The sequence below is a fragment of the Lactococcus sp. FSL W8-0209 genome (assembly GCF_038006585.1).
GTDB classification, from domain to species: domain Bacteria; phylum Bacillota; class Bacilli; order Lactobacillales; family Streptococcaceae; genus Lactococcus; species Lactococcus lactis.
This window is the reverse complement of sequence record NZ_JBBOVN010000001.1, coordinates 157514-171749: the sequence shown is the minus strand read 5'-3', so window position 1 is coordinate 171749 and position 14236 is coordinate 157514. Positions and strand designations below refer to the sequence as shown.

The window sequence follows — 14236 nt, the reverse complement described above, 5'->3', positions numbered from 1 at the left end:
TGAAGAAATGAATAAAAAATCGAGTGCTCTTTTAACTATGGGAACTTTAACGCTTCTGGCAGGTGGCGGGGTTGTTTTAACAAACCTCCCCGACTCTTTTAAAATACAGAGAGTTTATGCTGCTACTTCCAGGGATATAACAGTCTATCCAAAAGATTTTCTAAATTATTTTCAGAGAAATGGTTCTGCTGCTGGATTTGATTATGATTTAACTACCTATACTCAAACTCTAACACCTGACCTTGGAAATCAAGCGGGAAATGTAACTCTGAAAACAAAAGTTGATATGTCGCAAAACTTTACTTTTACTGGACAAATCAACTTAGGGAATAAATCACAGCAAAATGGTGGAGCTGATGGTGTTGGTTTCCTTTTTCATCCTGGTGATACAAGTGTAGTAGGAGCACCGGGTGGAGCTGCTGGTATTGGTGGTGTTAATGGAGCATTTGGTTTTAAGCTGGATACTTACTATAATGGCGTAGGAGAAACAAGCTTTACACCCGACCCATCTACTTTCTCTGGTAAGCCTTTTGGAGCCTTTGTTGATGGTTTGAATGGACAGGCTAAAACAATAAGTGCTAGTGCTAAAGGTATTCCTCAACCATCAAATAATAATTTTGTTGACTTTACAATGAGTTATAATGGTGCGACGAAGGTAATGTCAGTTACTTATGGTGGTCAAACTTGGACGCAAGATGTTTCTTCTTTTGTTGGAACAAATCAGGCGATGTCTTTCTCAATTGCGGCCTCAACTGGTGCCCAAATGAATTTGCAACAACTGCGTAATGTTAATTTTACTTATACGGTAGCTCAAGGTACTGTTATTGCTAATTATGTGGATGAACAAGGAAAGACGATTGCTCCGTCAGAAACAACAAGTGGAGATATTGATACTCCATATGTGACAAGTCAAAAGACTATTCCAGGTTATGCCTTTAAGGCATCAAACGGAGCAGCAACTTCGGGGAACTATGCTGCCAATGACCAAACTGTAAACTATGTTTATACTCGAAATCAAGGAACCATCGATGTTACTTATATTGACCAAACAACGGGACAGACTTTAAGTAAAAAAGATTTATCTGGTGGAACAGGTGATTCTTCTAATTACACAACAACTGACACCATTAAATCTTATACAGATGCAGGTTATGAATTGGTTTCGGATAATTATCCAAGTGGTGGTACAGTCTTTACGGATACAGCTCAACACTATGTTGTTAATTTGAAACAAAAATTAGTTGTAAGTTCTGAGCAAAAACAAGTCAATGAAACAATTCAATATGTTTATGAAGATGGAAGCAAGGCAGCAGATGATTATAATGCTCCACCATTGAATTTTACAAGAAGTGTGACAACCAATCAAGTAACTGGTGAAAAGACTTATGGGGACTGGCAAGCACAAAATGGTGATAGTTTTGGAGAAGTAGTTTCGCCAACAATTAAAGGAGAGACAGCTGACCAATTAAAAATTGATGCAATAAGTGGAATTACAGCCAATTCAGCAGATATTCAGAAAAAGGTCGTTTATAAACGTAACCAAGGAACCATTGATGTTACTTACATTGATGAAACAACTGGTCAAGTTTTGACTAAAAAAGATTTATCTGGTGGAACGGATGATCCGTCAAATTATACAACTGCTGCTGATATCAAGTCATATACAGCTAAAGGCTATGAATTAGTTTCTGATGATTACCCAAGTGGGGGGACAGTCTTTACGGATGAGCCACAACACTATGTAGTAAAATTAAAACACGGCTTAACAGAATCAACTGATAAAAAAGCTGTCAATCAAGTGATTCATTATGTTTATGAAGGTGGAGGTGAAGCAGCTACTGACCACAATGCTACGGTTGACTTTAGCCGGACAATTACTACTGACAGAGTAACGAATGATAAGACATACGGTGATTGGACTGCTGATAACGGTGATAGTTTTGCGTCAGTAACTTCTCCAGTAATTGACGGTTATACAGCTGATCAACTTAAAGTTTCTGAAATGACAGGGATTACTGCTGATACAGAAGACATTTCTGTGACAGTAACTTATACTCGAAATCAAGGAACTATTGATATTACTTATATTGATGAAACAACGGGACAGACTTTAAGTAAAAAAGATTTGTCTGGTGGAACTGGAGATGATTCAGGTTATACAACGGCTGACATGATTAAATCTTATACAGATAAAGGCTACGAATTAGTTTCAAATGATTATCCAGAAGATGGAACTAAATTTGCTGATGACCCTCAACATTATATTGTGAGATTAAAACACGGGTTAACAGAAGTGACTGAGAATAAAACGGTCAATCAAGTGATTCATTATGTTTATGAAGGTGGGGGAGAAGCAGCTACTGACCACAATGCTACGGTTGTCTTTAGTCAGACAATCACTACTGACAAAGTGACGGGTGAGAAAACTTATAGTGATTGGACAGCTGATAACGGTGATAGTTTTGCGTCAGTAACTTCTCCAGTAATTGATGGCTATACAGCTGATCAACTTAAAGTTTCTGAAATGACAGGGATTACGGTAGATACAGAAGATATTTCTGTGACAGTAACTTACACTCGAAATCAAGGAACCATTGATGTTATTTATATCGATGAAACAACTGGAAAAATTTTGACTACAAAAGATTTATCTGGTGGAACGGGCGACCCAGCTGACTATGCAACGGCTGACACGATTAAATCTTATACAGATAAAGGTTACGAGTTAGTTTCAAATGATTATCCAAAAGATGGAACTAAATTTGCTGATGACCCTCAACATTATATTGTGAGATTAAAACATGGCACAGTAGTTGAGACGGAAAATAAATCAGTTAATGAAGACATTCATTATGTTTATGATAATGGGGATAAGGCTGCTGACAACTATAAGGCAACAATTGTCTTTAGTCGGACAATCACTACTGACAAAGTGACGGGTGAGAAAACTTATAGTGACTGGACAGCTGATAATGGTGGAAGATTTGCTGCAGTTCTTTCGCCAATCATTAAAGATTACATCGCAAGTCAACTTAAGATTGATGAAATGACAGGAATTACGGTAGATACAGCGGACATTGAAAGAATTGTCGTTTATCATAAGGTGCCTGCAGGAATTATCGTTCCTCCAGTTCACCCAGATAAACCAAGTCAACCGTCTAATAATCAATCAAAAACACCTACGGCTAAGGCTGTAAAAGATAGTAAGCCAACAGATGTTCTCCCAAGTACTGGTGATAGTCAAAAATCACAAATTGTTTTGACTCTGCTGGGAATTATGGCAGTGATTATTTCGCCACTTACTCTTTTACTTAGACGTAAAAAACAATAATTAAAGAAAAATAAAAGGTCTGACAGTGTCAGGCTTTTTATTTGGAGAGTAATATTCATAGATGAAAAAATAAGTTCAAATCTTTTAGGATTCAAGTAGAAAAAGACTACAAAAAGAAATTGTGAAATGTTATAATAGTGTATCACACAATCCTTTATTAGTGATTTTTTATAATGGATTGAAAATGGTCATTTAATTGACGAACTAGAGGGAAAATAATTAAAGAATGATAAATTTAAAAATAGGACAGAAACTTCAACTCGAAATCGAGCGAATGGGAATAAATGGGGAAGGAATTGGCGTCATTTCAGGACGACTTGTTTTTATTCCTTATGCACTTCCAGGTGAAGAAGTTTTAGTTGAAATTACTGAAAATGCTAGAAATTTTAGTCGTGCAAAATTGGTTAAGATTATTGAAAAATCACCAAACCGTGTGAAACCACAGGATAGAGCTTATCATGAAATGAGTCAATCTCACATCATGCATCTTTCTTATCCAATGCAATTGGAATTTAAGCGTGATGTTATGCGTCAGGCCTTAGAAAAATATAAACCAGCAGGTTGGCGTAATTATGAATTGCGTGCAACTTTGGGAATGGAAAATACACTTGGTTATCGTAACAAATTGCAGTTCCAAGTGCGTCGTTTGAATGACGGAACAGTGATTGCGGGACTTTATCAAGAAGGAACGCATCATTTGGTTAACCTAGATAACTGTTTGGTTCAAGATCCCAAAACCCAAGAAATTATCAATCACATTTGCCGTTTGATTGAAAAATTTGATTTACCTGTATATGATGAACGTAAAATCGGCGGAATTCGTACGGTCATGGTTCGTCGCTCACAAAAAACAGGTGAAGTACAAATTATTTTTGTGACTTCAACACCAATTATTTTGGACGGACAAGTTTGGCCTGAATTACGTGAAGAACCTTCAAAACGTCAAAAAAATTCTTTTGTTAAATTTGATAAAATGTTGTCAGCACTGACAGAAGAATTTGAAGAAATCGTGACGGTTGCGGTCAATTTCCACCCAAGAAAAACCAGTGAAATCTATGGCGAACGCACACAAATTTTATTCAATGAAAAAGAAACAATTACCGAAGGCGTTTTGGATTATGAATTTGAATTAAGTCCTCGTGCTTTCTACCAATTGAACTCTGAGCAAGCCAATGTACTTTATGGTGAAGCAGTTAAGGCTTTGAATCCTAAAAAAGATGACCGTGTCATTGATGCATATTGTGGTGTAGGTACGATTGGTTTTGCGGTGGCTAAAAAAGTAAAATCGGTTCATGGAATGGATATTACACCAGAATCAATTTTTGATGCGCGTGAAAATGCCAAACGTTTGGGGCTTAAAAATTGCCACTATGAAATTGGTAAAGCTGAGCGAATTATTCCAAATTGGAACAAATCTGGTCATAGAGCAACTGCAATGATTGTTGACCCACCACGTACGGGGCTTGATGATGCATTGCTTGAAACAATTACTAAATTCCCACCGGAAAAAATGGTTTATGTCAGCTGTAACGTTTCAACTTTGGCAAAAGATTTAGTCGTTTTGGCCAATTATTACAAAGTAGAATACATCCAATCAGTGGACATGTTCCCACATACAGCAAGAACTGAAGCAGTTGTTAAATTGACAAAACGTGATGAACCTTTGAAAATTGTTAAATTTGAACATTTGGAAGAAGAACGTAAAGCTGAAGCTTTTGCTAAGGGTAAAAAACGTGGACGTCGTCCGCAAAAATATGGTAAATATTGAGAAATTTTGCTGACAGAATTATTAGTTGCTAGTAGCTAAAGTTTAAGTGAAAATTTACTGACAAAATGGATATTTTAGTTGTTCATTCTTTTAATTACGTTTTACCTGCCCGTTGTTCACTCGCTGACGATGGATAGAATGCTCAGCTTTGCTGGTCATTCTTTTATCTACAGATAAAATACTCCTTATTCAGTCGTATTTTACTGACAAGATTTTCGTCAGTAAATTTTATAGTTAAAATTAGAAAAGTAAGAAAAAATTATGAAAAAATTTATTGTTGAACCTGAATTTTGGGAACTTTTTCCTGAGACAAAAATCGGAATTGTTTTAGCTAAAAATATTGATAATAGTATGGAATCAAGTGCTGAAATCAAAAAAAATCTTGATGAGGCGAATGAAAATGCAGGGCAATTTTTAGAAGCGGCTGTTTTTAGTGAAAATTCTGTAGTCTCTGTTTGGCGCAAGGCTTATCAACAATTTAAAACAAAAAAAGGGGCTAGAAGTTCGATTGAAAATCTGCTTAAACGAGTAGATAAAGGTAAAGCTGTGGGTTCGATTAATCCTTTGGTTGATATTTACAATAGTATTAGCTTGAATTATGGGCTACCTGCTGGTGGTGAGGATATTGATACTTTTGCAGGAAATCTACGTTTGACAAAAGCTGTTGGTGGCGAACATTTCTTGGCTTTGGGTGATGATGAAGCTGATAATGCTTTGCCTGGTGAAATCTGCTATCTTGATGATGAAGGGGCAGTTTGTCGCTCATGGAATTGGCGTGATGGTCAAAGAACGATGCTGACAGAACAAACCAAAAATGCTTTTTTGATTATTGAATCTGTTGACCCTGAACGCGGTGAAGTTCTAGATGCTGCAACACAAAAATTAGCTGAATTGAGTGAAAAATATTTAGGAGGAACAGCACAGGTACTCCTAGTCACTAAAGAAAATCCAGAAATTTCTTTAGACTAGCGTTTTGTGACATCTAAAGAAATCAGATTTACTGACAAATAAGAGATTTGATAGGAAAGTTGATGATACTGTCAATAAAAAAGAGCCGTCAGTAAATCTGACGGTTCTGTCATTAATTATTTTTATGATAAAATGGAAAAAATCCGAGGTTTTATATGATTTATATGAGAAAAGCAGGCCCGAAAGATTTGCTTTCAATTATGAAAATTATTGAAGAAGCAAGAACTTTTTTGGCTGATTCCGGGAGTGACCAATGGCAAAATGCTTATCCAGCAGTTTTTAATATTGAAGAGGATTTTGCGAAAGAACAGGCCTATGTCTTACTAGTTGATGATAAAATAGCCGGTTATTGTGCAATTATTACAGGTGAAGAACCAGCTTATACTCAAATTACTGACGGCGCTTGGTCAAATCAAAATTTTGATTATGTGACCATTCATCGAATTGCTTTGTCTAACGAATTTCGTGGACAATCTTTGACAAGATATCTATTTTCAAATATTTTTACCTTGATGTTATCTAAAGGATACTCTGATTTTCGCCTAGATACCCACCCAGTCAATAAATTGATGCAACATGTCTTTGAACGTGAAGGCTTTGTAAAACGAGGACTTGTTCAATTTGAAGGTGACCGTTTTGCTTATCAATTGGAGCTTAATAAATAGATGAATAAAAAAGAACTTATTGATTTTTGCTTGTCTCTTGGGCCGACTTTTGCAGATACTCCCTTTGCCAAAATGGAGAAGGGTCAGCCAACGGTAGTGATGCGACATTTAAAGAATAAAAAATCATTTGCTTATATTTCTGAGCGAGAAGGCCGAGTCAATATCGCAATCAAGCAGAAGCCAGAAATCGCAATCGAATTGCGAGATTTCTTTGTGGATATTAATCCAGCATTTCACATGAATAAAACGCATTGGAACGATGTTTTACTTGGTGGAGATGTTGTTGATGAGCAAGTTTGCAAAATGGTTGAGCAAAGCTATGATTTAATCAAACCCAAAAGATAATGATGAGCCGACAGCTCTGAATTTTAATAGGAGAAAAAATGACTTACGAACAAAATTTTTTAAAAGATTTTCAAGAATGGGTGGACCAACAAGTTCAAATTTCTGAACTTGCCATGAAAGCAGCTGAAAAAATTGCCACAGAAGACGGTAAAAAAGAAGCGAAAGAAGCTGCTATTCGTTATGAAAGTCGTTTAGACGCATACCAATTTTTGCAAGGAAAATTTGAAAACTACAAAAATGGTAAAGATTTCCATGACGTTCCAGATTTTGGAACAAAAACATTTTAATTAATAATTGAGTTCGCCCTCCTTGAAGTGAGTGAAAATAGAGAAAATGGAACCTGTGCTTTGCACAGAACCGCATTTTCCTAATTTTCATAACTTCAAATCAGTCGGGCTCACATCTTAAGGAGATTCAAATGAATTTTAAGAAGATGGTTGGTAATCAAGTGCGAGTAAGAGCTCTCGCTTAGATTACCGCAAAGTCTTATTTCTTTGCGGATAAGAACAAATTGAGTTCACCCTCCTTGAAGTTGAGTGAAAATGCGATTCGCCTTGCAACTTTAGTTGCTTAGAGCGAATGGACAGCATAGGCCACATAGTGGCATGGATAGAGAAAATGGAACTTGTGCCTTGCACAGAACCGCATTTTCTCAATTTTCATAACTTCAAAGCAGTCGGGTTCACATCTTAAGGAATAAGAAAATGTTAAAACCATATGAATATAATCGAATTAAATACCTGACCTTTGACCTCGTCAATGTCTATCACTCTGTCAATGATAAATCGACAGTTGAGGCAGTTTACGCCCAAGTCGCCACAGAAATTTTGCAAATCGCTGAAAATGCTGACAGCCTTGTCAGCGAAAATAATCTGTCAGTAAAAGTTGCTATTCAAGAATACTTATCAGCCATTGATAATCCTAAATTATCAAGAGAACAAGCTGAAAAATTACTGACAGAACTTAAAACCTTAGTCGAAGCTTTTCATTTACCGAGCGAAGCTCAAATGAAAAAAGCTTTCAAAAAAGTTAAAAAGTTAAAAATTCCAGCGACAAGTCAATGGGATTTACGTGATGTCACTTACTTTGCTTGGAATGAAGTTTCAAGCGGCCGAAAATATCTTTTGACCGCTGACGGGCGTGGTTTCTCTGGCAGTATCTCTGGCAGTATGAAAAATATCTGTGCCATTTGCCAAAAAACAAGTATTGTCACTCAATTTCTAGCGACAACAAAAAGAGGTGCTGACGGCACTTATACTAAAAATGGCACCTATATTTGCTTAGATTCTGAACAATGTAATCAGCAAATTCAAGCCAAAGAAGGCTTGGAGCATTTTTTAGAAATCATTAAAGAAAAATAAAAATTTAGAAGTATCTTGTAAAAAAACAAGAATTCTGCTAAAATAAAAACAAGTTGACGAGGAGTAATAAAGCAAGACTTATAGAGAGAACACGGTTGGTGAAAGTGTTCAGTCAAACTTTATGAAGGTTGCGTCATTTCAAGAAATAATTGCTGACAAAAGTCCTGTCAGTAATTATGACATAAAATGAGTGTCTGTCAGTAAATCTGTCAGGAATTTAGGTGGTACCGCGCGTGAGCGTCCTATTTTTAGGAAGCTTGGGGGCGGTATTTTTTGTGCAAGATAGTTGAGAGAGAGAATGGATGAATACTTGGCTATTGCGAGCGGGAGAGAAAGGAAAGTATTGGAAAGGATTTCAGGATAATAATGAAATTTATCTTGATTTTGCTGGTGCCGATTTTGACTTATCTCTGGCTAATGATCAAGAAATAAAAGAAAAAATTGATACTCCCAACCATGGTGGAACGTTGATTAGATTTTATAAAGATATGAAGATTGGTGATATTGTTTACATAATAGGTGAAAATAAAACACTATTGGCAAAGGCAAAAGTAACATCTGATTATCAATATAACAAACAAGGGAGAGATGCTGACAATAATCACCATGTTAGAAAAGTTGAGTTTTTAAAAGTTGGGGCATGGTCAGCAAAAAAAATTAATTTTAGTCAGTATACACTGGTAAATTGGACGAATAAATTAAAAGAAATCCAAGTATTAAATAGTTTAATTGAAAATAAAGAAGGTAAGTCTATGGAACAGGTAAGTGTCTTAGGAAAACAACTTTCAATATCTAAAAATATTATCTTACATGGAGCTCCGGGAACGGGAAAAACCTATCTTGCTAAAAAGATTGCTGAGGAATTGGGGTCAACGCAAGAAAATGGACAACTTGAATTTGTACAGTTTCATCCTAGCTATGACTATACTGATTTTATTGAAGGTTTAAGACCTGTAAAAAGTGATGATGGTCAATTGAATTTTGAATTGCAAAAAGGGATTTTTAAACTTTTTTGTGAACGAGCCAAAGCTAAAATCGAAGTGGAATCAACAAAATCAGTTGCTGAAGTATGGGATGAATTTATCTCTAGCATCGGAGATGATGAAGTTCAAATTAATAATTATAAATTTCATGTTAATGGTAAAGGTAATATTACCTACAATGTTCCCGGAGGAAGTTCTGCCAGCTTGACATTAGATAATGTTGTTTATTTTTTAGAGCATAAACGATGGGGAAGCAAAAACTACCATTCGACATATAAACAACCTATTTTTGATGAATATCTTTCCGATAAAATTAACGTTGATAATTTAGTTGAGAATAACAAATCCTATGTCTTTATTATCGACGAGATTAATCGTGGTGAAGTTTCAAAAATTTTTGGAGAACTTTTCTTCTCTTTGGACCCCAGTTATCGTGGGAAAAAAGGTTCGATTTCTACTCAGTATAGTAACATGAATGAGACAGATGAAAAGTTCTATATTCCTGAAAATGTCTATATCATTGGTACGATGAACGATATTGACCGCTCGGTTGAAAGTTTTGATTTTGCTATGCGTAGACGTTTTAGATTTATTGAAGTGACTGCCGAAGATTCCATTAATCGAATGCTTGAAGACAATGCTATTAGCTCTGAACGAGCAAACAAAGCAAAAGTTTTAAATGATAAAATTTCAGAGATTGAGGGATTGGGTAAAGATTATCAGATTGGTGGAGCTTACTTTAAAGAAGTTCCTGATAGTGATGTTGAGCTTTGGAGTGACTATTTAGAGCCATTGCTAATGTCTTATCTTGTTGGTAACTACGAAAATGTTAAAATTCTTGACGAGTTGAAAAAGATTTATGATGAGAATTAAAGATAACTCGTTAGTTTCGGCACTTCCAGCATGGTTTTTGAATTTAGCAAACCTTGATATTAGGGCGCTTCAAAAGCAAGGTTTTATAATTTTTCCACCTAATCTAAATGAATCCGAGGATTTAGACGAACAATTTTTGCTTGAATATAAAAATGGAGATTATCGTACAACAAATTTGATTGGCTGGCTAGCAGAAGGTGATGATAAAATAACGATTCATTCACGATTTGATGATGAAAAGTCTGATTTTTTCCTAAATTATATGCTTCAAAAAGTTTTGAAAATCAACGTGATAAACTTTAATCTTGGTGCTTCAGACGAACAATTTTATGATTTATTAATCTATCTCTTTCCTTACTATCTACACCAGGCTTTGAAAAAAGGAATATATAAGGAATATCAACGGTTTGAATATAATGATTTTAGTATAAAAGGTTCATTAGATATTGCAAGACATATTAAGAAAAATATTCCATTTCTTGGAAAGGTAGCATATCAAACACACGAATTTTCATATGACAATGCTGTTAATCAAATTATTAGACATACCATTGAATTTATAAAACTAAAACAGCCTTGGAATAATGCAGATTTTCAAAAAGTAAGAGAAGTGACCCTAAGCTTTAAGAAGTCAGATTTATCAAAGATGCTTAGTAAAAAAATTTCGATAAAAAATCCTTATTTTCATGAATATATACAGCTCGTACAAATTTGTAAAATAATTCTACGACGAGAAAAGCAAGGAATTGGGGAAAATAAAAATTTTGTTAAAGGAATTTTGATTGATGCTTCGTGGCTTTGGGAAGAATATCTTGCTACTATTTTAAGGGATTATCAACATCCAAAAAGTAATGAAAGTTTATACCTTCAAGGTCACTCTGGCTTGGTAAGACCTGATTTTTACAACGATAAAGCTAGGTGTATTATTGATACGAAGTATAAAAAAGTTGACTCTGGTATTAAACGTATGGATAGATTTCAGATTATTAGTTATTTACATTATCGAAATGCAACAAGAGCTGGATTACTTTATCCCGGTAATAAAACGAAATATGAAACAGAAGGGATGTTGAAAGGGTATGGTGGAGAAATTTTTAAAATTTCTCTTGCCATTCCACAAAATTGTGAAAGCTATGAATCTTTCAGTAAACAAATAGAAATTGAAGAAAATATATTATTAAGAGAACTAGAAAAGGAAAATAAATTATGACAAACGAACTAACCCCAAAATTCAACCCGACAGAGGTTGAAGCAGGACGCTACGAAAAATGGCTTGAAGCTGATGTTTTCAAACCTTCTGGAAATCCCGATGCAGAGCCTTATAGCATCGTTATTCCACCACCAAATGTGACAGGAAAACTCCACTTGGGTCATGCTTGGGATACAACTTTGCAAGACATCATCATCCGTCAAAAACGGATGCAAGGTTTTGATACGCTTTGGTTGCCAGGAATGGACCATGCGGGGATTGCCACTCAAGCAAAAGTTGCTGCCCGCCTTGCTGAAGATGGTATTTTACCACAAGACCTTGGACGTGAAAAATTCCTTGATAAAGTTTGGGAGTGGAAAGATGAATATGCCACAACAATCAAGGAACAATGGGGTAAAATGGGGATTTCAGTAGATTATTCTCGTGAACGTTTCACTCTTGATGAAGGCCTTTCGCAAGCAGTTCGTAAAGTTTTTGTTCAGCTTTACAATAAAGGTTGGATTTACCGTGGTGAAAAACTCATCAACTGGGATCCAAAAGCGATGACTGCTTTGTCAGACATTGAGGTCATTCACAAAGAAATTGACGGGGCTTTTTACCACATCACTTACCAAATTGAAGGAAGTGATGAGTTTGTTGAAATCGCCACAACACGTCCAGAAACTTTCCTTGGTGATACAGCTGTTATCGTCAATGAAAAAGATGAACGCTATAAACATTTAATGGGCAAAAATGTTATCCTCCCAATCATTAATCGTGTCATTCCGATTTTGACAGACGACCATGCTGATATGGAAAAAGGAACTGGGGTTGTAAAAATTACACCTGCTCATGATCCTAATGACTTTGAAGTTGCGATGCGCCATGATTTGCCAATGATTAACATGATGAACAACGACGGAACCATCAATGAAAATGGTGGAAAATATGAAGGACTTGACCGTTTTGAAGCCCGCAAACAAATTGTTGCTGACCTCAAGGAATTGGGGCAGTTGGTTGATGTCAAACCAGTCCGCCATGAAGTTGGGCACTCAGAGCGAACAGGAGTGGTTGTTGAACCACGTTTATCAACACAATGGTTTGTCAAAATGGACGAATTAGCTAAGAATGCCATTGCTAATCAAGCGACAGAAGATGCCGTAGAATTTTATCCGCCACGTTTCAATGATACGTTCATGCAATGGATGGAAAATGTTCATGATTGGGTTATTTCACGTCAACTTTGGTGGGGACATCAAATTCCAGCTTGGTATAACGAAGCGGGTGAAATGTATGTTGGTGAAGAAGCACCTGAGGGAGAAGGTTGGACACAAGATGAAGATGTGCTCGATACTTGGTTTAGTTCAGCTTTGTGGCCATTTTCAACAATGGGTTGGCCAGATGAAAACTCAGCAGACTTCAAACGTTATTTCCCAACAAGTACCCTTGTAACAGGTTATGATATTATCTTCTTCTGGGTTTCACGCATGATTTTCCAATCTTTAGAATTCACAGGCAAAGCACCATTTAACAATGTCTTGATTCATGGTTTGATTCGTGACGAAGAAGGACGTAAAATGTCTAAATCACTCGGTAACGGAATTGACCCAATGGACGTGATTGAAAAGTATGGAGCTGATGCACTCCGTTGGTTCTTATCAAATGGTTCTGCACCAGGACAAGATGTGCGTTTCTCTTATGATAAAATGGATGCTGCTTGGAATTTCATCAATAAAATTTGGAATGTTTCACGTTATATATTGATGAATGCAGAAGATGTCAGCGCTGATGCTGTCTCTTCGGCTTTGACAAAAGTTGCAAATCAAACTGCTGGTAATGTCACTGACCGTTGGATTTTGACACGTTTGAATGATACAGTTGAGCGCGTGACTGAACAAATGGATAAATTTGAATTTGGTGTCGCTGGTCATATTCTTTACAATTTCATTTGGGATGAGTTTGCAAACTGGTATTTGGAATTAACAAAAGAAGTTATGTTTGGTGAGGATGAAGCTGAAAAAGACATTACACGTGCAGTATTGCTCCATGTTTTAGATCAAGTTTTACGTCTATTACACCCAATTATGCCTTTCTTCACTGAAGAAATCTTTGAAAAATTACCAAACACTTCTGGTTCAATTGTTGTTGCCGAATATCCAAAAGTACGTCCAGAATTTAATGACGACAAGGCAAGCGAAGGTGTGGCGATGTTAATCGAATTAATTACAGCCGTTCGTAATATTCGTGCTGAGGTTAATACTCCATTGTCTAAAGCTGTCCCAATGTTGATTAAATCTGAACATGCAGATTTCTTGAATGCTGTTTCTCCTTACATCAGCCGTTTCACTAATCCTTCAGAATTAACAATTGCTAAAGACTTGGCGGTTCCAGAACAAGCGATGTCAGCGGTCATTACTGGAGCAGAATTATACTTACCATTGGCTGGTTTGATTAACATCGAAGAAGAAATTGCTCGACTTGAAAAAGAACTTGCCAAATGGCAAAAAGAGTTAGATTTAGTGAATAAAAAATTGGGTAATGAACGTTTTGTAGCGAATGCTAAAGCAGAAGTTGTCCAAAAAGAAAAAGATAAATTAGCCGATTATCAAGAAAAATTTGATACTGTGAAAGCTCGTATCGCAGAATTGAAAGAAAACTAATCATAAATAAAAGCCAGTAGCTTTTGAGCTACTGGTTTTTTTTAGAATAAAATCAAAAAAATAAGAAAGATAGCAAATTTTCTACTTGTTTT

At 36.0% G+C, this 14236-nt stretch carries 10 protein-coding genes, 1 pseudogene and 1 other annotated feature; all 11 genes and pseudogenes read left to right on the top strand.

The genetic code is table 11. The features are described 5' to 3' along the window. Positions 1-7: 7 nt before the first annotated feature. A pseudogene (gene ywfG / locus MKX45_RS00880) lies at positions 8-2575 on the top strand (LPXTG-anchored alpha-1,2-linked mannose-binding protein YwfG); the annotation flags it as partial. Next, complete coding sequence (locus MKX45_RS12525) at positions 2561-3331, top strand: mucin-binding protein (RefSeq protein WP_445667037.1); 771 nt, start codon at positions 2561-2563, stop codon at positions 3329-3331. The pseudogene ywfG and the gene MKX45_RS12525, both read left to right, overlap by 15 nt. Positions 3332-3557: 226 nt before the next feature. Further along, positions 3558-5099 (top strand): 23S rRNA (uracil(1939)-C(5))-methyltransferase RlmD, encoded by a 1542-nt coding sequence (gene rlmD, locus MKX45_RS00875; RefSeq protein WP_003132635.1) that lies wholly within the window; start codon positions 3558-3560, stop codon positions 5097-5099. Between the two features lie 261 nt (positions 5100-5360). Further along, complete coding sequence (locus tag MKX45_RS00870; RefSeq protein WP_057720864.1) at positions 5361-6068, top strand: B3/B4 domain-containing protein; 708 nt, start codon at positions 5361-5363, stop codon at positions 6066-6068. A 155-nt stretch (positions 6069-6223) separates the two neighbouring features. Further along, complete coding sequence (locus MKX45_RS00865) at positions 6224-6733, top strand: GNAT family N-acetyltransferase (RefSeq protein ID WP_057720865.1); 510 nt, start codon at positions 6224-6226, stop codon at positions 6731-6733. Further along, the gene (locus tag MKX45_RS00860; protein ID WP_057720866.1) at positions 6734-7078 is read left to right on the top strand and encodes an MmcQ/YjbR family DNA-binding protein; all 345 of its coding nucleotides are present in this window, start codon (positions 6734-6736) and stop codon (positions 7076-7078) included. It begins immediately after the preceding gene. Between the two features lie 38 nt (positions 7079-7116). Then, entirely contained in the window at positions 7117-7365 is a 249-nt protein-coding gene (locus tag MKX45_RS00855; protein ID WP_003132639.1) for a DUF1912 family protein, read from the top strand. Positions 7366-7782: 417 nt separating this feature from the next. Beyond that, positions 7783-8439: a FusB/FusC family EF-G-binding protein gene (locus MKX45_RS00850; RefSeq protein ID WP_057720867.1), complete on the top strand. Its 657-nt coding sequence runs from the start codon at positions 7783-7785 to the stop codon at positions 8437-8439. Positions 8440-8486: 47 nt separating this feature from the next. Beyond that, positions 8487-8687 (top strand) — a binding site (T-box leader). Between the two features lie 54 nt (positions 8688-8741). Beyond that, positions 8742-10295 carry an AAA family ATPase gene (locus MKX45_RS00845; RefSeq protein WP_057720868.1) on the top strand — a complete coding sequence of 518 codons (1554 nt, stop codon included), beginning with the start codon at positions 8742-8744 and terminating at the stop codon, positions 10293-10295. Beyond that, positions 10282-11505, top strand: a complete 1224-nt coding sequence (locus MKX45_RS00840; RefSeq protein ID WP_057720869.1) for an McrC family protein — start codon at positions 10282-10284, stop codon at positions 11503-11505. Before MKX45_RS00845 ends, MKX45_RS00840 begins: the two co-directional genes overlap by 14 nt. Further along, entirely contained in the window at positions 11502-14144 is a 2643-nt protein-coding gene (locus MKX45_RS00835) for a valine--tRNA ligase (RefSeq protein WP_340816716.1), read from the top strand. Before MKX45_RS00840 ends, MKX45_RS00835 begins: the two co-directional genes overlap by 4 nt. The last annotated feature ends 92 nt before the right edge of the window (positions 14145-14236 follow it).